Genomic DNA, 22,010 nt, shown 5'->3' on the forward strand with positions numbered 1-22,010 from the left:
CGAAAACCTAGACCAGTGGCTGGACGCCGGCGCACGGTTGCCCACGGCGAAGCAGCGCGCCGGTATGCGCCGAAAACAGCACAATCTGCACGAAACTGGTGACAGGAACGTGGGGGGCGAAGAACCGATCCATCACGTGCGCGAATCCGCCAAGACTGAACCCGGCAAAACGCTGCTCATCGACCACCAACCGCACTTCGAGCCCCTGCACGAACGCCGACGCCGGCTTGCCGGGCATCCAGCGCCGAACGCGTGCGGTCGACAACGACACGAGCGCGTCGAAGCGCCGCCCGGCGTCGACCGAGCATTCCGCCCAGCGGGCGCAGAGCCGCGTCAGTTGGGCCAGACCGCCTTTGTCGAGGCGAATCGCCTGCGGCACGAGCAAAGACAACACATTCCACAGCTCGCCATAGCGGAAAGCCGGCGGCCGGCTCCGGGTCGGCCGGTTCAACAGCGCGATCGTCCCCACCGGATCGCCCGCGCGCAAGGCCAGCTCGCGTTCCTGCATCCCGGACAGATCGCCCTGGGTACAGGAAAGCCGGATCGCCAGTTTGCGACGCCCGGGATCGGCGGGTTGGCCGTCCCGGTCAATCAGTGCCAGTTCGACGCCGCGGAGCAGGTCTGCAATCTCGTCCGGGGACGGCGTCTTGCCCGCCTTTTTGTCCTTGGGATCGACAGGCTTCTTCGGCGCCCGCCGAGCCTCGTCGCGCAACACGACCCAGTACAGCCCGAGGTGGGCACCCATCCCATGCTGCAACGACTGGAACGGCGGCAGCAGCGACGTACCCGCGTCGGAAGTCTCGCGAACCGTGTCGATCGACCAGATGTTCGTCTGCGACGCGTTCTTCTGTTCCAGCGATTTCACCGGGTAATGCGAACAACCGGTATAAGTCTCAATCGGCTCGGCGTCGTCCGGGAAAAGGTTGATCACGGGCGTACAGAACAAGCGCACATGTTCAGCCGTCGCGGCGGCCAGACGTTGAGCCCGATGAGAGTCCGGATGCACGCCGGCGATCGCCAGGTGCAGCGCGACGCGACGACTGCCGCCCGCGATCCGCTTGAGCGGTCGCATATCCAGCTCGACAAAATCGAAGCGTTCCGGGACAGCGCAGTACTCCATCAGCAGGTGAAAAGGCCCGAGCGCGTCGTCACGCGGCATATCGAGCAGCGCATCGGCCGGCTCGAGGCCGACGGCCGTGAATACCGCGTTCGGAAGACGCTTCCAGCGTCCGGATTCGTCGGCCTCGGCGAAACCGCTTACGGCAAACAGCAGGACGGCGTCCATGAGTGCCGCGACGATCTCGCGCGCGCCGGTGAAGTGCAGACGCAACCTGTCCGGCACGATCGCGAACGTGGCTTCAGGCGAGGTCAGCTCAAACGCGACGGTCAGCAAGCCGGTCGTTTCGGACGGCAACGCCGCATCGCGCGGCGCAATCGCCGACGTCGTGTAACGCACATCCGAAACGGCCAGCGGCACGATCGCGACTTCATCCGTCATGCGAAATACTTCACGATCGGCCGGTGCAACCAGGTGTTCGCCGCGCGGGATGACGCGGGGCCCGGTCTGTTCGCCCGTTCGGTCGACATGAAATTGTGCAATCGCGCAGGAAGGAAACGGGCGCAAGAACGCACCGTGCAGTGTCTCGAGAAGGCCACGCGTAAACGCGGGCACATCATCCTCGAGACGAATGGCGTGAGACGACGACATCAATGCGAACGACTGCAACAGACGTTCGACGTGCGGATCTTCGGAATGCTCGCCGGTGATTGCCAGGCGAGCGGCGATTTTAGGAAAACGCTGCGAGAACGTCTGCATCGAACGACGCAGCAGCGCCATCTCGCGTTCGAAGTGCGGAAGCAAATTCTTGGGATCGATGGTCATACACGTTCCGGTCGTCGCCGCGTTCGCCAAATGGCGATGCGGAGTTCAAGAAAACGAGCGGAACGATTCTATTCGGGCAACTGATAATCTCGTTTCGAATTTATTGAGCGGCCTCCGATCTCCAGTCAAGCTTCAGCCAATGATCCGTCCCATAAGCCTTGAACATAAAGGTCCGCTGCTTGTGGGCAGACGCTCAGGTGCCTGCATGGCAATGATGGCAAACAGTTACAACTGACCGCACCGAGACATTCCTGTATCCGTGTTTTCAGGAACAGGCTGAGCGGCTTGCTTGTCGCCGTGCAAAGCACGCGTCATCGCGGCATACCCGCGCACGACGCCCCCTCACCTCGGCGAAACAACAATCGCCGCCCGCCGATTCTGTGCCCTCCCTGCCGGCGTCCGGTTATCCCCCACCGGATCGCGCTTCCCTTTCCCGACGACCGCAATGCGCTTCGCATCCAGCCCGACATCGACAAGCTCGATCGCCACGACCTCAGCCCGCCGCCTGGACAACTCGAGGTCGTAATCGTCCGCCCCCTCCCGATCCGAGTACCCATAAACCCGCACCCCGTTAATCTCCGCCGACTTGAGCGTGCGCCCGATCCTTTCGACGATCCGCCGCACATCCGGCTTGAGGTTATAGCGGTCGAAATCGAACAGGATCGGCCCGGTCGAGCCGAACTCGAAACCCTGTTCGGTCTCGTGGAAACCGGCCGACTTGAGCGTCGTGACTTGCGTCTGCGTCAGCCCACGATGAAGCGGCGGCGTCTTGCAGCCCACAAGCAGCATGCACAGCAGCAGCGCGCTGCCGATGCACATCCGCTCCATGCTCACAGGAAACGAGTGGTTCATTTCGCATCCCCTTCGAGTGCGCCCGCGTCGGGCGCGCTTTTTGTAATCCGCTGCCGCGGCCTCGCCCGCAGCGCGAAGCGATCAATCAAACCGGTCCCGCAACACCTTCAGCCAACTGCCACGACCCCGGCCGCGCACGCTTGGCGCGGTACATCGCCGCATCCGCCGCGCGCAGCAGGCCGCTCGCGTCCGACGCGTGGTCGGGATACAACGCAATGCCGACACTCATCATGGTGGCCACCATGCGGCCGTCGGACAGCTCGATCGACGGCACCATGCCGGACAATATCTCGTCTGCGACACGGCACACGCTGCCCGCATCGCGCACCGCCCCCAGCATCACCGCAAATTCGTCGCCGCCCAGGCGGGCGACCAGATCGGCCTCGCGCACCTGCGCGCGCAGCCGCGCCGCGATGCCGATCAGCACCGCGTCGCCGGCGTCGTGGCCGAGGCAATCGTTGATCTCCTTGAAGCGGTCGCAGTCGAGATACAGGATGCCGACCCGCTGCCCCGTCACCGCGGCTTCGCAGAGCGCAAGCGCGAGGCGCGACTCGAACTGCACGCGGTTGGGCAGGCCCGTGAGCGCATCGTGCGTCGCCTTGTGTTCGAGCGACGCGTTTTCATCGCGCAGCGTGTTCTGCCAGTCTTCGAATTCGTCGAGCAACGCATTGAAGTCGTCACCGAGCTGGTTCAACTCGGCGATCGCGGCGGGCTCGACCCGTTGCGCGAATGCACGCTCGCGCCGCACGGCATGCGCAACGCCGGCCAGCGCGCGCAGCGGCGAAACGATGTTGCGCAGCAGACGCTTCGAGCTGACATATGCGCCGAACACGCTGACCGCCAGGCAACCGAGAATGCCGCCGACGCCGCCGAGCAGGAAGCCGAAGAACTGGTGCCCGCGGCCGCGCACGACGACGTGGCCGACGATGATGCCGTCGTGCATCACCGGAACCGTCACGGGCCCGGGCAGCGCAAGGTCGGCGACGGCGCGCTCGAGCCGGGCGAGCCCGTTTCCGGCGGGCAACTGCCACGTCGCGAACGGCTGACCCTTGCTGTCCGTGACCACCACCTGCGCGACGTCCTCATCGCCGGCAATCATCCCGATCGCCTCGCTCGCCGCGACGCGGTCGCCGAACACGAGCGCCGCCTCGACCGTATAACCGAGCGAGCGCGCCAGCAGGTTCAGGTTGTTGCCGGCATACGCACGCAATGCGATCACGGCGACGACGATCAACGACACGGCCGCCATCGCGACGGCAACGAACGCGAGGCGCAGGTGCGCGCGGCGCAATACGCTTTGCAGCGTCGGGCGCGACACGCGCGAATGGGGAAAATGAGGCGCGAACCGTGTCATGGCGCCCCCGGCCGTCGCGCGAGATTGAGCACGTTCGGGTGTACGCGCACGCCGCTGCGCGCTACGGCGTCGAGATTGATGTCGAACGAGATGCGCTCGCCGTCGACATTGAGGCAGAACATGCTGCCTGCGGTGCAGTACGGATCGTGTTCCGCGATCGTCAGCACAGGATGGCCGGCCACCGCGGTTCTCACTCGCGTTCGCTCATCGTCGCTCAGGGTGCCGAGATAGACGACGTCGCAGGCCACGCCGAGCGAGGGATCGTCGAAGCGGACGCGCTGCACGTCGAGCAGCGTCGAGCCGGCCTGCAGCGTGTCGGTCAGGCCGCGCGCGTAGTCGGGCCGGCCCGTCACGCACAGATGCAGGCGAATGGGTGTCGTCGGCCAGCGCGTGAAGCTGATGATGCCGAGCACGACCTGACGCACGGCGGAGTCGTGTGACGAAATGGCGGGATCGGTGGGACTTGCAGTGGCGACGGCACGCACGATGTCGGCCGGACCGTCTGCATCGGCGGGAGCCCCGGCGAGCACGACGGATGCCGCACCCAGAACGCAAACGATTGCGATCAGCGCATGACGCAGCGACGCGGCCCAGCCGGGCCGGCCGGACGTCGTCCGCGCGGCGATCGCCGCCGCGCCCGTTGGCGTCGTTGCAGTCGCAAGACTGGCAGCCGCCGCGCACACTCTCGCATCCATGATGGAAACATCCGCTGGCGTTGCCCCCCGGCGTTGCCCTCTGCCTTCAGTCATGCGCGTGCATGGCTCCGTATCACGCGCATGATTCCTTCATCTTAGGTACAAAGCCGCGCGATCAACCAGTGGGAAACACCCGCGAGAAACGTCGGAAAGTATGCGGAATCGGCGCTGTGCGCGACGATGCGGGCGAACGTGATACGCGACGCCGATCGCGTGTCGACGTCGGCAAATTGATCAGCGGATTGGGCGCACGGCCGGCTCAAACTTCATACGCTCCCCGGCGGTACGCCAGATCGTTTTGCGGCATATCCGGGGTGCCAAGCGTTACCGCCTGTCGGCGGATAACCGATGAAGAAATTCAGCTCGTCGCACGCTATCGAATAGGGATAAAGCAGCATGGTATCGTCGCCCTCCCGCCCGAAGACGGCCGGACGCATGTGCGTGCTGCGGAAGAACTGCGCGAGAGCCGGCAAACGATCGACGACGCCGGCCCACCTCCGCACCGGCCGATCGGCAAGCGCATGGCTAGGTGCGTTCAGCAATTCCGCGCCACGTCATCGGCACGTCGACGCCGGTCCGCATCTCGTCTGCCACGATCCAGACATTGCCGTTCACGCGGAAACGCTTCAACTCCACCGCGCAGGCCTGTTTCGACCGCTCGATCATGACGCGACCGTGGAATGCCGGCCCCGGTGCAACCTCCCGTTCCGCTTCGCCGGGCCGATCCTCAGGCGCCACGCAACGCCCGCTCGTATCCCGTCGCGTAGCACCCTGCCCTTGGCCCCCCACGCCGCCGCGAGTATGCTTGCAGTTCGAACGATCTCCAACCTGGGCGCGCACACCGCACCGTTGATGAGCGCACCGCCAACCGTCTTTCACCACCACCGATGGATTTCGACGTAATCGTTCTCGGCGCCGGCATCGTCGGCGTCTCGGCCGCGCTGCACCTGCAGGATCGCGGCCGCAAGGTCGCCCTCGTCGATCGCGGCGCGCCCGGCGAAGGCACGAGCTTCGGCAACGCGGGGCTGATCGAGCGCTCGTCGGTCGAACCGTATCCGTTCCCGCGCAGCCCGTTCACGCTGATGCGCTATGCGCTGAACCGCTCGACCGATCTGTACTGGCACAGCGCGTCGCTGCCCGCGTTCGCGCCGTGGCTCGCGCGGTTCTGGTGGGAATCGGCGCCGCTGCGTCACGCGGCCGCGTCGCGCGACATGCTGCCGCTGATCGAGCGCTGCATCGCCGAGCACGACGCGCTGATCGCGCGGGCCGGTGCCGGGGAACTCGTGCGCGCGAGCGGCTGGCTCGAAGCGTTCCGCACGCCGGCCGCGTTCGAACGCGGCGTGGCCGAGGCCGGCCTCACCGCGCGCCGCCACGGGCTCGGCATCACGCCGCTCGATGCCGCCGCGCTGCTCGCGCACGAACCGAGCCTCGCGCCCGGCTTCTGCGGCGCGCTGCACTGGCTCGATCCGAAAAGCGTCGTCGATCCGTCCGCGCTCGTCAAAGCGTACGCGCAGCTCTTCGTGCAAGGCGGCGGCACGCTGCTGACGGGCGACGCCGCGAGCCTCGACGCGCTGTCGCCCGGCTGGCAGGTCGGCACGCAGGACGGCATGGCCGCCGCGCCGGCCGTCGTCGTCGCGCTCGGCCCGTGGTCCGACACGGTGTTCGGCAAGTTCGGCTACAAGATCCCGCTGCGCGAGAAGCGCGGTTATCACATGCACTACGCGCCGTCCACGCGCGGCGTGCCGTCGGCGCCGATCGTCGATCGCGAATACGGCTACGTGATCGCGCCGATGCGGCGCGGGCTGCGGCTGACGACCGGCGTCGAGATCGCGCGGCGCGGCGTACCGCCGACCGGCGTGCAGCTCGAACGCGCGGAACGCGTCGCGCGGCCCGTGTTCGGCTTCGGCGAGCGGCTCGACCCGCAACCGTGGCTCGGCTTCCGGCCGTGCACGCCCGACATGCGCCCGGTGATCGGCCCCGCGCCCGCGCATCGCGGGCTGTGGTTCTCGTTCGGGCACAACCATCACGGGCTGACGCTCGGCCCCGTCACCGGCCGGCTGCTGGCCGAGATGATGACGGGCGAGACGCCCTTCACCGATCCGGCGCCCTATCGCGCCGACCGCTTCTGATTCCGAACGCGTAGCAAATCAACGCACGCGCTCAGTCGAGCGCGCGGCCGAAGATGCGGATCACTTCGTCGAGATGGTCGGCCATCGCGCGGCGCGCGGCCTCCGGGTCGCGTGCGCGGATCGCGTCGAGGATCGCGCGGTGCTCCAGTTCCGACCGGTGCGGCATGTCGTTCGGCATGTACAGCGACTGCAGCCGCTGGAACATCAGGTCGTACTTGTGCGCGAGCAACTGCTTGATCATCAGCGCATACGCGGGGTTGTCGCTCGCTTCCGCGATGCGGATATGGAACAGCCGGTCGCCCGGATGCGTGAGCGAGCCGCTGCGGTTGTCTTCCTGGTTGCGCAGGAACGCTTCGTGGATCCCTTCGATCTGCTCGTCCGAGCCGTGCTTCGCGGCAAGCGACGCGGCTTCCGGCTCGATCAGCCGGCGCGCCTGCAACAGCGCGAACGGCGGGATTTCGGTGTCGAGGTCGAGCGCGATGCCGAGTTCGGGATCGATCTCGACGACCGTGAACGGCGCGGCCTTCGCATCGGGTTCGGGCTCGGGCGCGGCGACCGTTTCGGGATGGCGCACCTTCACGCCGTCGCCGACACGCACGCTGACGAGCCCGCTTACTTCGAGCGCGATCAGCGCCTCGCGCACCGACGTGCGCGACACGCCGAACTGCTCGGCCAGTTCGCGCTCGGGCGGCAGATAGCTGCCCGGCGGAAAATCGCCGGACTCGATCATCGCACTGAGCTTGTCGGCGATCTGCTGGTAGAGGCGGCGGTTCTGAATCGGCTGGATGGACATACGTTGATGCAGGTTTTCGGTTGCGTTGCGGACGGTCCGACGAATCGCACGGACCGTTCGCGCCTATTTTATATGCCGCGCTGCGTGTCGCCCGGCACCGCATAACAATGCGCGGCCGTGCCGCCCCACAGCGCGTTGCGCTCGGCCGCCGACAGCCGCGATTCGGCCCAGCGCTCGACGATCGACGCCACTTCGTCATACGACGCGGCGAGCAGGCACACGGGCCAGTCCGACCCGAACATCAGCCGCTGCGGGCCGAACGCATCGAGCGCCGCGTCGAGACACTGCTCGATATGCCGGATGTCCTGCGCGCGCAGGCCGCGCCGCCAGTCGGCTTCGGTCACGAGCCCCGACAGCTTGCACGCGACATGCGGCAGCGCGCCCAGTTCGCGCAGCTCGGCGCGCCAGCGCGGCAGCGCGGTTTCGTCGCGCTCGAATTCGGCAAGCGCGGGCTTGCCGACGTGGTCGAGCACGAGCCAGTGCGCATCGTGCCGCGCGCAGAACGCGCGAACGTCCGGCAACTGGCGCTCGAACACGAGCACGTCGTACACATAGCCGTTCGCCTGCAGCCACGCAACGCCGCGATTGAAATCGGCATCCGCGACGAACGCGCCGACGTCGGCTTCGTCCTGCACCTGGTGACGAAAGCCGCGCAGCTTCGGGCTGCGCCATTCGGCGATACGGTCGGCAAGCTGCGGCGCGCCGAGATCCTCCCAGCCGACCACCGCCGCGATGCGCGCGTCGTCGCGCGCGAGATCGAGCAGGAACGCCGTCTCGTCACGCCCCGCGCGCGCCTGCACCGCGATCGACGCGCCGATCGCCTGCGCATGCATCAGCGGCCACAGCGCGTCGGGCAAGTAGTCGCGTGCGAGCACGCCCATCCCGGCGCCGATCCACGGATAGTCGGCCGCGCGATAACGCCAGAAGTGCTGATGGGAATCGATACGCACTGCGCCCATGGTGTCCTCGTGTTCCGCTCCCGCAAGCCATCTCACGTCGCCGCACACGCTACCCGCCGCGTGCGGCGACGCCGTGACACGCCAATCAGTCGTACAACGCCGCCGCGACCTTCGGATCGTCGATATTGGTCTTGTCGTACCAGTAGAAACCGGTATCGATGACCTTCGGCAGCTTCTCGCCCTTGATCGCCTTCACGGCCGCCTCGACCGTCTTGTAGCCGATCCCGACCGGGTTCTGCGTGATCGCGCCGGCCATCAGCCCGCTGCGGATCGCGTCCTTCTGCTGCTTGCCGGAATCGTAGCCGACGATCACGACCTTGCGCTTCATCTCGCGCACGCCGTTGACCACGCCGATCGCCGAGCCTTCGTTGGTGCCGAACAGCCCCTTGAGCTTCGGATACCCTTGCAGGATCGACTTCGTCACCTCGGTCGACTTCAGCTGGTCGCCTTCGCCGTACTGCACGGTCACGATCTTCACCTTCGGGTGCGCCGATTTCATCCGTTCGAGAAAACCGTCGCGGCGGTCGATGCCGGTGCGGCTCGTCTGGTCGTGCGCGACCACGGCCACCTCGCCTTCATCGCCGATCAGCGCGGCGAGCTTGTCGGCAGCGAGCGATGCGGCGGCCTTGTTGTTGGTCGAGGCCGTCGTCACCGGGATGTCGCTGTCGACGCCCGAGTCGAACGCGATCACCGGGATCTTCTCGGCCTGCGCCTTCTTCAGCAGCGGCAGCGCGGCCTTGCTGTCGAGCGCCGCGAAGCCGAGCGCGGCCGGCTTCTTCGCGATCGCGGCGGACAGCATGTCGATCTGCTTGTCGACCATCGCCTCGGTTTCGGGGCCTTCGAACGTCACCTTCACCTTGTAGTCCTTCGCGGCCTGCATCGCGCCCGATTTCACGGCCTGCCAGAACTGATGCTGGAAGCCCTTCGAGATCAGCGGGATGTAGGTTTCCTGCGCCTGCGCGCCGGCCGTCACGCCGACGGCGAACGTCAGCCCGACGATCGCGTTCAACACCTTGCTCCTGATCACTTCGCGTCTCCTTGGTTGGTATCTGCTGGGATGCCGGTCATGCCGGCGGTGAAGCGGATGCATGCGCGCGTCAACGGCGGCGCCGACGCAGGATATCGACGTAGACGGCGAGGATGATGATCACGCCCGTCACGACCGTCTGCCATTCCTGCGCGACCGACATGATGCGCAGGCCGTTGGTCAGCACGCTCATGATGAACGCGCCGATGATGGTGCCGACGATGCTGCCCGCGCCGCCCGACAGCGACGTGCCGCCGATCACGACGGCCGCGATCGCATCGAGCTCGTAGCCCTGTCCTAGCGCGGGCTGCGCGGAATTCAGCCGCGACGCGATCAAAAGCCCGGCGATCCCGCACACCGCGCCGCTGAACGTGTAGACCGCGATCTTCCACGCGTCGACGTTCACGCCGGACAGCCGCAGCGCTTCCTCGTTGCTGCCGAGCGCGAACGTGTAGCGGCCGAAGATCGTCCGGTTCAGCACGATCGATGCGCCGACCGCGACGAGAAACAGGATCAGCACCGCGTTCGGAATCGGCAGCGCGGGAATCAGGTTGCCGATCAGCGAGTCCTGTGCGATCGACGTGAAGCCCGGCGTGTCGTTGAAATAGATCGGCCGCGTGCCCGAGATCACGAGCGACAGCCCCTTGAGCAGCATCATCATGCCGAGCGTCGCGATGAACGGCGGCACCTTCATCTTCGCGATCACGAAGCCCGACACGCAGCCGGACAGCGCGCCGAACAGTAACGCGGCCAGGATCCCGAGCGGCAGCGGCATCCCCCACTTCGTCAGCACGACGCCGGCCATCACCGCGCAGAACGTCATCAGCGTGCCGACCGACAGGTCGATGCCCGACGTGATGATCACGTAGGTACAGGCGACGGCCAGCACGCCGTTCACGGCGGTGGCTTGCAGGATGGTGACGAGGTTGTCGACTTCGAGGAAGTTCGGCGACGCGATGCTGAAGAACACGATCAGCAGCACGAGGCTCGCGAACGCGAGCAGCTTCTGCCGCGCGGCCGGGTTGAAGAAGCGGGCGCGGAAGCCGGATGCGCCGGCCGGCGTATCGCCGGAAGCGAGGGGCGGAACGGGATGCGTATCGTTGGACATGATCTGGTAAGCGTCTGAATCAGGACAATACGGTCGACTCGCGCTGCGTCGCGAGCTGCATGATCTTTTCCTGCGTGGCGTCGGCCGCGCGCAATTCACCGGTGACGCGGCCTTCGCACATCACGAGAATCCGGTGGCTCATGCGCAGCACCTCGGGCAGTTCCGACGAGATCATCACGATCGCCTTGCCGTCGGCGGCGAGCGCATCGAGCAGCTTGTAGATCTCGCTTTTCGCGCCGACGTCGATGCCGCGGGTCGGCTCGTCGAAGAACAGGATGTCGCAGTCGCGCAGCAGCCACTTCGCGATCACGATCTTCTGCTGGTTGCCGCCCGACAGCAGCCGTGCGGGCTGCGCGACCGACGGCGTGCGGATCGCGAGCTGCCGCACGTACGCCTGCGCGGTGTCGCGCATCTTGCGCGCATCGAGAAACAAGCCGCGGCGCACGAAGCGGCGCATGCTCGACAGCGCGATGTTGTTCTGCACGTCCATCCCGACCGCGAGCCCGAAGTGCTTGCGATCCTCGGACAGGTAGCCGATCCCGTGCGCGACCGCGTCGGCCGGCGTGCGGATCGTCACGGTCTTGCCGTGCACGCGGATCTCGCCCGCGTCGACCGGGTCCGCGCCGAACACCGCGCGCGCGACCTCGGTGCGGCCCGCGCCCATCAGGCCCGCGAAGCCGAGGATCTCACCGCGCCGCAGCGTGAAGCCGACATCGCGGATCGCGCGGCCGCGCGACAGCCCGCGCACTTCGAGCGCGACGTCGTTCGCGGACGTGTCGGGCGGCGTGCGGTGCTCCGTATCGAGCTGGCGGCCGACCATCATCGCGATGATCGCGTCCATCGACGTTTCCGCCATCGGCACGGTCGCGACGTACTTGCCGTCGCGCATCACGGTCACTCGATCGGCGATCTGGCGCAGCTCGTCCATCTTGTGCGAGATGTAGACGATGCCGACGCCGTGCGCGCGCAAATCGCGGATGATGCGGAACAGCTCGGCGATCTCCGCGTTGTTGAGCGCGGCGGTCGGCTCGTCCATGATCAGCACGCGCGAATCGAACGACAGCGCCTTCGCGATCTCGACCATCTGCTGCTTCGCGACCGTCAGCCGGCCGACCGGCGTGCGCGGGTCGAGATCGAGCCGCATCCGCTGGAAAATCGCGGCCGCATCGCGGTTCAATTTGTCTTCGTCGACGAACACGCCGAAGCGGCCGCGCGGCTCGCGGCCGATGAAGATGTTCTGCGCGACGCTCAGGTGGTTCATCAGGTTCAGTTCCTGATGGATGATGCCGATCCCGAGCGCCTGCGCGGTGCGCGGGTCGGCGATCTCCACCGCACGGCCTTCCATCAGGATCTCGCCGTCGTCACGCTGATAGACGCCCGCGAGGATCTTCATCAGCGTCGACTTGCCGGCGCCGTTCTCGCCCATCAGCGCATGCACTTCGCCGGCATGCAGGTCGAAACGGCAGTCGTCGAGCGCCTGCACGCCCGGAAAGCGCTTGCCGATGCCGCTCAACGCAATCAGCGGCGGCGCGGCGTTCAGGTTCGGGTCGGGTTGCATGGGGTCGGGGCTCCGCTGCATTCAGCCGATCGCACGGTCGAGATGCGTATAGCCGCCATCGACGAACAGCCACTGGCCCGTCGTGTGCGATGCGCGATCCGACAGCAGGAACACGGTCGTGTCGGCGATCTCGTCGGCCGTCGTGAAGCGCTTGCCGAGCGGCACCTTGCCGGCGATTTCGGCAAGCTTCGCATCGGGATCGTCAAAGCCGGCGAGCCAGTTCTTGTAAAGCGGCGTCATCACCTCGGCCGGGATCACCGCGTTCACGCGCACGCCGTCGTCGCGCAATGCGACGGCCCATTCGCGCGTCAACGCGAGCTGCGCGCCCTTCGATGCGCAATAGCCGCTCGTGTTGCCCTGCCCGGTGACGGCCGTCTTCGACGAGATGTTGACGATCGCGCCGCGCGCCGCCTTCAGGTGCGGCACGCAGTAGTGCGCCATCACGTAGTAGTGGATCAGGTTGCGCTCGAGCGATGCGACGAATGCGTCGCGTCCGGCGTCGAGGCCGATGCCGTCGTTGATGCCCGCGTTGTTGACGAGGCCGTCGATGCGGCCGAAGCGCGCGACGGTCTGCGCGACCGCATCGCGGCATTGCGCGTCGTCCTGCAGTTCGACCGACACGCATTCGGCGCGCGGCTGCTTCCGTACAAGCTCGCGCCAAAACGCGTCGTCGGGCGTGTGGCGCGCGAACACCACCGGAATCGCGCCTTCGCCGGCGAGCCGCATCGAGATCGCGGCGCCGATGCCCGAGGCACCGCCGGTCACGATCACGACCTTGTCTTGCAGGTTCAAATCCACTTCGCGTCTCCGTCGTTCATGTTTTCGCCGCGCACGATGCACGTCGTGCGTCGCCGTGCTTCAGCCGCGGAACAGGTACTGCTCCAGCGATTCGCGCTTCATCTCGATCGAGAAACCGGGCGCCGTCGGCGGCATGTACGCCGCGCCGCGCACCACGCAAGGCTCGACGAAATGCTCGTGCAGGTGATCGACGTATTCGGTCACGCGCCCTTCCTTCGTGCCGGAAATGCACACGTAGTCGATCATCGACAGGTGCTGCACGTATTCGCACAGCCCGACGCCGCCCGCATGCGGGCACACCGGCAGCCCGTACTTCGCGGCCATCAGCATCACCGCGAGAATCTCGTTCACGCCGCCGAGGCGGCACGCGTCGATCTGCACGACGTCGATCGCGCCGCGCGCGATGAACTGCTTGAACAGCACGCGGTTCTGGCACATCTCGCCGGTCGCGACCTGCACCGGCGCGATCGCCTTGCGGATCTTGCGATGCCCTTCGACGTCGTCGGGGCTCGTCGGCTCCTCGATGAACCACGGCCGCGCGAACGCGAGCTCGCGCACCCAGTCGATCGCCTCGTCGACTTCCCACACCTGGTTCGCGTCGATCATCAGCTTGCGATCCGGGCCGATCACCTCGCGCGCGATCGTCACGCGGCGAATGTCGTCCTCGAGGTTCGCGCCGACCTTCAGCTTCACGTGGTCGAACCCCGCGTCGACGGCTTCGCGGCACAGCCTGCGCAGCTTGTCGTCGCTGTAGCCGAGCCAGCCGGCCGACGTCGTGTAGCACGGGTAGCCGTCGCGCTCCAGCGTCGCGATCCGCGCGGCCTTGCCGGGCGCCTGCCGGCGCAGCAGGTCGAGCGCTTCGTCCGGCGTCAGGCAGTCGGTCAGGTAGCGGAAGTCGATCGCGCGCACCAGCTCCTCGGGGCTCATGTCGGCGACGAGCCGCCACAGCGGCTTGCCCACCGCCTTCGCCCACAGATCCCACACCGCGTTGACGACGGCGCCCGTCGCCAGATGGATCGCGCCCTTGTCGGGGCCGATCCAGCGCAACTGGCTGTCCGACGTGACGTGCCGCCAGAAGCGGCCCATGTCCTCGCGGATCCAGTCGAGGTCGAGGCCGACGACGAGGTGGCGCATCGCGTCGATCGCCGCGCAGCAGATTTCGTTGCCGCGGCCGATGGTGAACGTGAGCCCGTGACCTTCGAGCCCGTCGCGGTCGGTTTCGAGCACGACGTAGGCCGCCGAATAATCGGGGTCCGGATTCATCGCATCGGAGCCGTCGAGCTGCTGCGAGGTCGGAAAGCGCACGTCGAGGACGCGCATCGATCGAATGATAGGCATGACGAACCGTCCGTTAAAGGAAATCAGGCCTGCACGGTGCGCTGGCGCTGCTCGCCGAGCCCGTCGATGCCGAGCGTGATCACCTGCCCGGCGCGCAGATAGACGGGCGGTTTCTGCCCGAGGCCGACGCCCGGCGGCGTGCCGGTGGAAATCACGTCGCCCGGCTGCAGGCTCATGAAGCGGCTCAGGTAGCTGATCAGGTGCGGCACGCGGAACACCATCGTCGCGGTCGAGCCGTTCTGGTAGCGATGGCCGTCGACGTCGAGCCACAGCCGCAGCGCGTGCGGATCGGGCACTTCGTCGGCCGTCACGAGCCACGGGCCGAGCGGGCCGAACGTGTCGTTGCCCTTGCCCTTGTCCCACGTGCCGCCGCGTTCGAGCTGGTATTCGCGCTCCGACACGTCGTTCACGACGCAGTAGCCGGCAACGTGCGACAGCGCGTCGGCTTCGTCGATATAGCGGCCGCCCCGGCCGATCACCACGCCGAGCTCGACTTCCCAGTCGGTCTTCTCCGAGCCGCGCGGAATCTCGACGTCGTCGTTCGGCCCCGAGATCGCGCTCGTCCACTTGCCGAACACGACGGGCTCCTTCGGCACCTCCATCCCCGATTCGGCCGCGTGATCGGAATAGTTGAGCCCGATGCAGATGAACTTGCCGACGCGGCCGACGCACGCGCCGAGCCGCGGCGTGCCTTCAACGAGCGGCAGCGACGACGGCGGAATGTCGCGCAGCCGCGCGAGCGAGGCCGGCGACAGCGCGTCACCGGCGATGTCGTCGATCACGCCGGACAGGTCGCGGATGTGGCCCTGCGCATCGAGCAGGCCCGGTTTTTCATGGTGTTTGTCGCCAAATCTCAGCAGTTTCATGGGGTTGTCTGAATGGAAACGGAACGTGAATGGGAAGGCGCGGTCAGTTCGACACGGTCGGTTAGACACGGTCAGTTTGACCAGCCGCCGTCGATCAGGTGAATGGCGCCGGTGGTAAATGCCGACTCGTCGGATGCCAGATAGGTTGCCAGCGCGGCAATCTCGTCCGCCGTACCCACGCGCCCCATCGGCTGGCGCGCGACAAAGGCGGCGCGCACCGCGTCGATGGTCGTGTTCTGCGTCCGCGCCTGCTCGGCAATACGGGCCTCGAGCGAAGGCGACTCGACCGTGCCGGGGCAGATCGCGTTGCAACGAATGCCTTGACCGACGAAATCGGCGGCCACCGCCTTGGTCAGGCCGATCACGGCCGCCTTGGTCGTGCCGTACACGAAGCGGTTCGGCACGCCCTTCACACTCGACGCGGCCGACGACATGTTGACGATCGACGCGCCGCCCGCCGCGAGCATCGCGGGCAGCAGCGTGCGGATCAGCCGGTACATCGACGTGACGTTCAGGTTCAGCGAGAACGCCCACGCGTCGTCGTCGCAGTCGAGGATCGAGCCGTGATGCACGTAGCCCGCGCAGTTGAACAGCACGTCGAACGCGCGTTCGCTCGCGGCGAGCGCCCCAACGTCGTTCGCATCGGTGACGTCGAGCCGCCGCGTGGTCAGCCGGCCGCCCGCGCGTTCGGCGTCGGCCGCGAGCCGCGCGAGCGCGGCTTCGTTGATGTCGGTCGCCAGCACGTCGGCGCCCTCGCTTGCGAACCGCAGCGCGGTCGCGCGGCCGATGCCCTGCCCGGCCGCCGTCACCAGCGCACGCTTGCCCTGCAATCTCATGAGTGCTTCTCCCGGAAAAGCCGGCCACCAGTCGGCCGATTGGCACAAAGGACTAAAGGTCCAACCAATGATAGGAAGTGATCGCCCGTTTGTCACGAATTTGGGATTCAGTATTTACCCGAGCGGGCAAATCCGGCGGGTGGACAAGAATGCGGCGCTCGACCGGCCATGGCAGCGCGCTCGCGGATTCGCTCAAACCCAATGCCGGCAGGCCTCTCAGCCGGTTTTTCGCGCACGCCCGGCGCGGCTGCCGCGCCAAACTGGCAAAAAAGTCATGTTCGCGTCAGGGTCTCAACGGGATGCGCGCGCCATCATGGCGTTGCCGGACCGCGCTTCCGGTACATCGCCTCCCCGCCCGCGTTCGATCCCTGCGGGCACTCCGTCCCCCGGCGATGTATCCCGTGACTGGGCGAGCAGACACGGCGCGCGGGCCGATTTTCCGCCCCGGACTTTCCGTCCGGGGCGTTTTTGTCCGTGGATCCCCAGAAAAATGAGCGTGGATTGTTTCTAAATCGGCAAAAGGTAATTTGAGCCAGACAGGATGTTTTTTCCGGTCACAGACGCTTACATTTAGCGCACCACTCATGGAACCCGCTACGGATTCGCCATCGGGTAGTGACATCCACTGCCACGACCGAACCGCACGAGCTTTAGGAAACGGCAAAATGAAGGCCTCCCAATCCCTGCCTGTGCTCGATCCCCCCGACGTCCACGTCGAAATCCTCGAACAGTCCGATACGCTGCTCGTCGTCCGCTGGGTCGAACCCGGCCGCTGTCACTACGGCGAACAGCGCTGGCGCCGCCGCTTCGCGCAACGCACCGGCACCTGCGCATTGTCGCGCCAGGTCATCCATCGCGGCGACGAAGTCTTCCGCCCGGCCGAACGCCCGGCACCCGCGAACGCGGCCGCGATGATCTCCGCCGCCGAAGTGCTCGGCCTCGCCGGGGGCAGGTAAATCCTGCCAGCCGCGTACCGCGGCCCGCTGCACCACGCCGCGCGCCGGCCCTAGAAGCGCCGGTCTAATTCCTCCGCTTGTCTGCCACGCTCGCACGCACTATCGTTACACCACTCAATGTAACGATTACGTGCCGCGGCCGACCGGTCGCGCCGATGGAGGCAGACATGCATGCATGGAGCGCGCGCCACGTCCCGGCGCAGGGCGACAAGGTCGCGGTCGTGACCGGCGCCAACAGCGGCCTCGGCTGGCAGCTCGCGGAAACGCTGGCCGCAAAAGGCGCGACCGTCGTGATGGGCTGCCGCGACGCCGCACGCGCCGCGCAGGCCGTCGATGCGATCCGCCGGCTCCATCCCGATGCGCGCGTCGAAGTCGATGCGCTCGACCTCGCCGATCTCGCGTCGATCGAACGCTTCGCGGCCGACGTGTCCGAACGCCACGGCCGCGTCGACATCCTCTGCAACAACGCCGGCGTGATGTTCCTGCCGCTGCGGCACACGCGCGACGGCTTCGAGATGCAGTTCGGCACCAACCACCTCGGCCATTTCGCGCTGACCGGCCATTTGCTGCCCGCGCTGAGCGCCGCGCGACGCGCACGCGTCGTGACGATGTCGAGCGGCTTCAATCGCGGCGGCCGGATTCGCGTCGACGACCTGCGCGCCGAGCATCGCTACAACAGTTATCTCGCCTATTGCGACAGCAAGCTCGCGAACCTCGTGTTCGCGATCGAACTGCAGCGCCGCTTCGAGCGCGCCGCGTTCGCCGGGATCAGCGTCGCCGCGCATCCCGGCTATGCGGCGACCAACCTGCAGTTCGCGGGTCCGGCGATGGACAGTTCGCCCGCCCGCGCCGCGCTGATGCGTGCCGCGAACCGTTATCTCGCGCAACCGGCCGACCAGGGCGCGCTGCCCGCGATCCACGCGGCGACCTCACCCGATCTCGCCGGCGGCGCGTATATCGGGCCGTCCGGCTGGTTCGAATCGCGCGGGCTGCCGGCGCCCGCGAGCGTGCCGCGCGCGGCACGCAACGTGGCTTCGGCTGCGCTGCTGTGGGAGGCATCGGAAGCCGCGACCGGCGTGCGCTTCCTCAGCTCGGGCGCACCGGCCGGGCGCTCGCCGGGCCGGCCGTTCGACACGACGGCCGACGCGCACTGAACCGCGCGTCGCGATCCGCAACATTCTTCATACTTATTACATCAACCGAAAAGAAAGCCGGTTGAAAGACTGATTCGGCGCCCCATTGTTACCGCTCAGAAAACAATTTATCGTCAAAATCAGCGTTTACCCTCAACCATCCGATGACTAAGATTTGATCAATCGCTTAAGACATGGTGTCGACAGCGAACTCAATAAAACACCGGAGGTCGTCATGAAATCGCTCGTTTCCGCAGTCGTTGCCGCTGCCGCCCTGTCCGCTTCGTTCGGCGCATTCGCCCAAAGCACCGTGACCCGCGCGCAAGTGAAGAATGAACTGGTCCAGCTCGAACAAGCCGGCTACAAGCCGGGCGTGTCGAGCCCGTACTACCCGAACGACATCCAGAGCGCCGAAGCGCGCGTTCATGGCGCCGACGCCAGCGGCTACGGCGCGCAACCGGCCCCGCTCGTCCACTCGGGCGCCCCGGCTGCCGCAGCGTCGTCGAACGCACGCGATTCGATCTTCTTCGGCCAGTAAGCCGATGCGCCCCCGGCGGGCGCCGCGCGCCGCGCGATGAAGCCGTATCCGGACGAGCCCCTTCGCGGGGCTCGTCTTATTTTTATGAAACGCATACCTCCGCCGCCCGGCAGCGGGTGGCTTCGCCCGGACGCTTTGCGTCCGGGCGCTTTTTCGTCTGCACATGCATGTGTGCGAGATGAAGCCGTGTACGCCGCCGGTCAGCGCGGCACGGCCGCGGCAGGCACCGACCGCGACAACACGCGCCACCGCGACAGCAATTCGTCGCGATCGACATAGCAGCCCTGCAGATGCCGGCGGCCGGTCGACGGATCGAACTCGGTGCGCGCATGCAGCACACGCCGGTTGTCGAACGCCCACATGTCGCCCGCCCGCAGCCGGCGCTGCACGCGAAAGCGCGGCTCGCGCGCGAGCGCGAGAAACCGCCGGTACGCGCGATAGACGGCCGTGACCGATCCGGCCGGCGCATCGAGCGGCCCGCGCAGGAAGTTCGCGACACGCACCTCGGTCACGTTGCCGCGCGCATCGAGCCCGATCACCGGTGCCGAACAGCGGTAGTCGCTGTTCGCACTCTTGTTCCAGAACTCGAACGGCGTCGACGCAAGCTGCTCGAAATCGGCCGGATGCTCGCGCCGCAGCGCATCCGCAAGCGCGAACCCGTCGAGGAATACGCTGTCGCCGCCCGTCGCGTCGTTCGCGAGGCAATGCAGGAACTGCACGCCCGGCTGCAACTCGCGCGTCGGCAGGTCGGTGTGCGGCGGCAGGTTGAGCGACGTATACGCATTGCTGTCCGGGCGCGGCTTCGATTCGACGTCGAACAGCACACCGAAATTGCTTTCGCGGATCAGGCCGACGCGGCGCGCGATCTCGTCGACGCGGCCACGCTCGGCCGGCACGCCTTCGACCAGCGTCAACCCGGTGCGCTGCAACGCGGCGAGCCATGCGAGCAATGCGCCGTCGCCCTCCATCACGTCGCGCCACGCGAACACGCCGATCGCCGTCGCATCGTCGCCGGCCCACACATGCCGCCCGTGCGCGGCCTGACGCTCGGCGCGCGACGCGTCGTCGTATGCATGCGCGCGCAACCAGCCCGGCGACCACGCGCTGCGATGCCCGTCGTTCCACTCGACATGCAGCGCGCCGTCGGCTTCGACGTGCACGGCGAGCGCCGACAGATCCTCGCCCGCGTCGGCGATCTCGAACACCTGTTCGCGTGTGACCGCATGCACGCACGTGGAACACGCGCAGTTGTCGCGCAGCCAGTCGAAATGGAACGGCGATCGTCGCGTGTCGCTCCACTCGACGTCCACCGCTCCGTCGCCGATTGCCACCGCGGCAATGGCCGCATTGGCCGCGTCGGCGGAAAACGTCCGCCAGTCCTCGATACGGTGTTGCGCTGCCTGCATCGTTGCCTCCCGGAAACGCCCGCTACGCGTGTGGTGCGAGCAGAAACCCGCCGACCGTCCGGTGCATCCGCGCCGCCTGCGGGCTCGTCCCGAGCGCGCGCCAGCAGCCGTGCACCAGCCCCTCTCCCATCCAGTAGCGCGCGGTGCCGCCGGCCGCGCGAATCCGTTCGACGTACACGCGCGCATCGTCGCGCAGCGGATCGTGCTCGGCGCTGATCGCGAGCACGGGCGGCAGGCCATCGAAACGCGAAGCCGCGAGCGGCACCGACGCGCGCAGCAGCGGGTTGCCGTCCGTCAGTGCGTCGGACAGGCCGCCCTCCCAGTACAGCGCGCGATAGCGATGGACATCATCGAGCGTCAGCATCGGCGCATGCGCTTCCGTTTCGCGCGCGGGCGATTGCGGTTCGAAGCCGAGCATCGGATAAACGAGCGCGATACCGTCGATACCGCCTTCGCCCGCATCGCGCAGCGCGGTCGCGACGGCCGCGGCGAGCATGCCGCCCGCGCTGTCGCCCGCAAGCGTCAGCGGCCACGCGCACGGCCCGAACGGCCGGCGCGCATCGCGCGCGGCGCGTGTGACGGCGAGGCAATCTTCAAGAGCAGCCGGTGCGCGGTGTTCGGGCGCCAGCCGGTAGTCGACCGCGATCACGTCGAGCCCCGTGTCGGCCGCCAGTTGCGCGGTGATCAGCGCGTGACTGTCGAGCGAGCCGACGACGAAGCCGCCGCCATGAAAAAACAGCACCGTGCCGCGCGGCGTACCGTGCGCGGCCGTGTAGCGCCGCAGTGCGATCGCGCGTCCGTCCGGTGCGTGCCACACGGCATCCTGCTGCACGATGCCGGCCGGCAGGGCCGCCGGTGTCCACTCGGCCGCGAAGCGGTCGTAGAGGCGGCGCTGCTCGTCGGGCGAGCGCGCCGCCGCGTCGGCCGGATACCACGCGTCGACGGCTGCGACGAACGCCGCGATTTCCGGTTCGAGCATCGCGTGCCTCCGCGGTTGAAGATCGATGCTAGCGGCGCGGCGGCAGCCCGATCACGCGGCCCGCATACGCAGGCGCCGCGCAATCGCGCTGCAACGCATGAAGCTCAGCCACGCGCGCGGCGACGTCTTCGTCGAACGGCGCCGACTTCGCGCCGTCGCGCGTATCGACGTGCAGCAGCATCTGCTCGCTCGCCGACACCGCGTCGTCGTGCCCATCCGCGAACAGTTCGAGATACAGGTGCAGCCGCTTCGCGTCGTGTGCGAGCACGCGCGCATCGACGCGTACCTGCGTGCCCTCCTTGATCTCGTGCAGGTAGTTCACGTGCGCTTCGAGCGTGTAGACCGAGCGGCCCCGCTCGCGACGCGCGGCGTCGTCAAGCCCGATGCGATCCAGCAATGCATCGGTCGCGAAGCTGAAGATCAGCAGGTAGAACGCATCGCGCAGGTGGCCGTTGTAGTCGACCCATTCGGGCCGCACCACGTCGCGGTAAATCGTCAGCGGGGTATCGCCCGTCATCGCCTGTCCCTCAGGGTCTGTTTACATATGGAACGCGCATGCGTTGCCACGAGAACGGCCGCTCGCCGCGTTGCGCTCCTTGCGAATACATCAGTATTCGCGGCGTCGCGCGCCTTGCGAGCGGCCGTTCTCGTGGCACCCCCAAATTTAAAAAAATCATGTCACGGGAATGCCCGAAATCGCCCGTATGGCGGCGTCGCTCGTCGCTTGTTTGGCTCGGCCAAACGGCGCTCCTCACTCCTTGCCCTACGAGCGATTTCGGGCATTCGCATGTGCGTTCCATATG

At 67.1% G+C, this 22,010-nt stretch carries 21 protein-coding genes; 4 read left to right on the forward strand and 17 right to left on the reverse strand.

The window, feature by feature from the left end:
- Positions 1–7 precede the first annotated feature (7 nt).
- The 5 genes from tssF to ACM6JT_RS21170 all read right to left on the reverse strand — a co-directional run bounded on the left by tssF (position 8) and on the right by ACM6JT_RS21170 (position 5,521).
- Entirely contained in the window at positions 8–1,882 is a 1,875-nt protein-coding gene (tssF, locus tag ACM6JT_RS21150; protein ID WP_414857223.1) for a type VI secretion system baseplate subunit TssF, read from the reverse strand.
- A gap of 342 nt (positions 1,883–2,224) precedes the next feature.
- Complete coding sequence (locus ACM6JT_RS21155; RefSeq protein ID WP_105391665.1) at positions 2,225–2,734, reverse strand: OmpA family protein; 510 nt, start codon at positions 2,732–2,734, stop codon at positions 2,225–2,227.
- An 85-nt stretch (positions 2,735–2,819) separates the two neighbouring features.
- Positions 2,820–4,088 carry a diguanylate cyclase domain-containing protein gene (locus tag ACM6JT_RS21160; protein ID WP_034180699.1) on the reverse strand — a complete coding sequence of 423 codons (1,269 nt, stop codon included), beginning with the start codon at positions 4,086–4,088 and terminating at the stop codon, positions 2,820–2,822.
- On the reverse strand, positions 4,085–4,783 hold the full coding sequence (locus ACM6JT_RS21165) for a YfiR family protein (protein ID WP_414857224.1): 699 nt from the start codon (positions 4,781–4,783) through the stop codon (positions 4,085–4,087). The genes ACM6JT_RS21160 and ACM6JT_RS21165 overlap by 4 nt, the downstream gene beginning before the upstream one ends.
- 525 nt (positions 4,784–5,308) lie before the next feature.
- Positions 5,309–5,521, reverse strand: a complete 213-nt coding sequence (locus ACM6JT_RS21170; protein ID WP_131948238.1) for a hypothetical protein — start codon at positions 5,519–5,521, stop codon at positions 5,309–5,311.
- A gap of 149 nt (positions 5,522–5,670) precedes the next feature.
- Between ACM6JT_RS21170 and ACM6JT_RS21175 the strand changes: the two genes are divergently transcribed.
- Positions 5,671–6,912: an NAD(P)/FAD-dependent oxidoreductase gene (locus ACM6JT_RS21175; protein WP_131948239.1), complete on the forward strand. Its 1,242-nt coding sequence runs from the start codon at positions 5,671–5,673 to the stop codon at positions 6,910–6,912.
- A gap of 31 nt (positions 6,913–6,943) precedes the next feature.
- Here the strand turns inward: ACM6JT_RS21175 and ACM6JT_RS21180 are convergent, their stop codons facing one another.
- The 9 genes from ACM6JT_RS21180 to ACM6JT_RS21220 form a co-directional block, all read right to left on the reverse strand.
- Positions 6,944–7,705, reverse strand: coding sequence for a FadR/GntR family transcriptional regulator (locus ACM6JT_RS21180; protein WP_034180702.1), 762 nt, complete (start codon positions 7,703–7,705; stop codon positions 6,944–6,946).
- Between the two features lie 68 nt (positions 7,706–7,773).
- Positions 7,774–8,664 carry an amidohydrolase family protein gene (locus ACM6JT_RS21185; protein ID WP_414857225.1) on the reverse strand — a complete coding sequence of 297 codons (891 nt, stop codon included), beginning with the start codon at positions 8,662–8,664 and terminating at the stop codon, positions 7,774–7,776.
- Positions 8,665–8,749: 85 nt separating this feature from the next.
- Positions 8,750–9,691: an ABC transporter substrate-binding protein gene (locus tag ACM6JT_RS21190; RefSeq protein ID WP_414857226.1), complete on the reverse strand. Its 942-nt coding sequence runs from the start codon at positions 9,689–9,691 to the stop codon at positions 8,750–8,752.
- A 70-nt stretch (positions 9,692–9,761) separates the two neighbouring features.
- On the reverse strand, positions 9,762–10,799 hold the full coding sequence (locus ACM6JT_RS21195) for an ABC transporter permease (RefSeq protein ID WP_105391671.1): 1,038 nt from the start codon (positions 10,797–10,799) through the stop codon (positions 9,762–9,764).
- 19 nt (positions 10,800–10,818) lie between these two features.
- Positions 10,819–12,357, reverse strand: coding sequence for a sugar ABC transporter ATP-binding protein (locus ACM6JT_RS21200; protein WP_217591237.1), 1,539 nt, complete (start codon positions 12,355–12,357; stop codon positions 10,819–10,821).
- 21 nt (positions 12,358–12,378) lie between these two features.
- On the reverse strand, positions 12,379–13,155 hold the full coding sequence (locus tag ACM6JT_RS21205; RefSeq protein ID WP_034180707.1) for an SDR family oxidoreductase: 777 nt from the start codon (positions 13,153–13,155) through the stop codon (positions 12,379–12,381).
- A gap of 60 nt (positions 13,156–13,215) precedes the next feature.
- On the reverse strand, positions 13,216–14,493 hold the full coding sequence (locus tag ACM6JT_RS21210; protein WP_414857227.1) for an L-fuconate dehydratase: 1,278 nt from the start codon (positions 14,491–14,493) through the stop codon (positions 13,216–13,218).
- 23 nt (positions 14,494–14,516) lie between these two features.
- Positions 14,517–15,359, reverse strand: coding sequence for an ureidoglycolate lyase (locus tag ACM6JT_RS21215; protein ID WP_065501325.1), 843 nt, complete (start codon positions 15,357–15,359; stop codon positions 14,517–14,519).
- A gap of 71 nt (positions 15,360–15,430) precedes the next feature.
- Positions 15,431–16,195 carry an SDR family oxidoreductase gene (locus ACM6JT_RS21220; RefSeq protein WP_414857228.1) on the reverse strand — a complete coding sequence of 255 codons (765 nt, stop codon included), beginning with the start codon at positions 16,193–16,195 and terminating at the stop codon, positions 15,431–15,433.
- Positions 16,196–16,860: 665 nt separating this feature from the next.
- Here ACM6JT_RS21220 and ACM6JT_RS21225 point away from each other — a divergent pair.
- The 3 genes from ACM6JT_RS21225 to ACM6JT_RS21235 all read left to right on the forward strand — a co-directional run bounded on the left by ACM6JT_RS21225 (position 16,861) and on the right by ACM6JT_RS21235 (position 18,822).
- On the forward strand, positions 16,861–17,151 hold the full coding sequence (locus tag ACM6JT_RS21225; RefSeq protein ID WP_034180711.1) for a DUF3331 domain-containing protein: 291 nt from the start codon (positions 16,861–16,863) through the stop codon (positions 17,149–17,151).
- 167 nt (positions 17,152–17,318) lie between these two features.
- Positions 17,319–18,305 (forward strand): oxidoreductase, encoded by a 987-nt coding sequence (locus tag ACM6JT_RS21230; RefSeq protein ID WP_414857229.1) that lies wholly within the window; start codon positions 17,319–17,321, stop codon positions 18,303–18,305.
- Positions 18,306–18,519: 214 nt separating this feature from the next.
- On the forward strand, positions 18,520–18,822 hold the full coding sequence (locus ACM6JT_RS21235) for a DUF4148 domain-containing protein (protein ID WP_034180712.1): 303 nt from the start codon (positions 18,520–18,522) through the stop codon (positions 18,820–18,822).
- 200 nt (positions 18,823–19,022) lie between these two features.
- Here the strand turns inward: ACM6JT_RS21235 and ACM6JT_RS21240 are convergent, their stop codons facing one another.
- Genes ACM6JT_RS21240 through ACM6JT_RS21250 form a run of 3 tightly spaced genes read right to left on the reverse strand, consistent with a single transcriptional unit; the run spans position 19,023 to position 21,724 of the window.
- On the reverse strand, positions 19,023–20,228 hold the full coding sequence (locus tag ACM6JT_RS21240; protein ID WP_414857230.1) for a TauD/TfdA family dioxygenase: 1,206 nt from the start codon (positions 20,226–20,228) through the stop codon (positions 19,023–19,025).
- A gap of 22 nt (positions 20,229–20,250) precedes the next feature.
- A complete protein-coding gene (locus tag ACM6JT_RS21245; protein ID WP_414857231.1) occupies positions 20,251–21,207 on the reverse strand; it encodes an alpha/beta hydrolase in 957 nt (318 codons plus the stop codon).
- A 28-nt stretch (positions 21,208–21,235) separates the two neighbouring features.
- Positions 21,236–21,724, reverse strand: a complete 489-nt coding sequence (locus ACM6JT_RS21250) for a thioesterase family protein (RefSeq protein WP_072441924.1) — start codon at positions 21,722–21,724, stop codon at positions 21,236–21,238.
- Between the last annotated feature and the right edge of the window lie 286 nt (positions 21,725–22,010).

The sequence above is a fragment of the Burkholderia sp. IT-111MI5 genome (assembly GCF_949752865.1).
Lineage (GTDB): Bacteria > Pseudomonadota > Gammaproteobacteria > Burkholderiales > Burkholderiaceae > Burkholderia > Burkholderia pyrrocinia_C.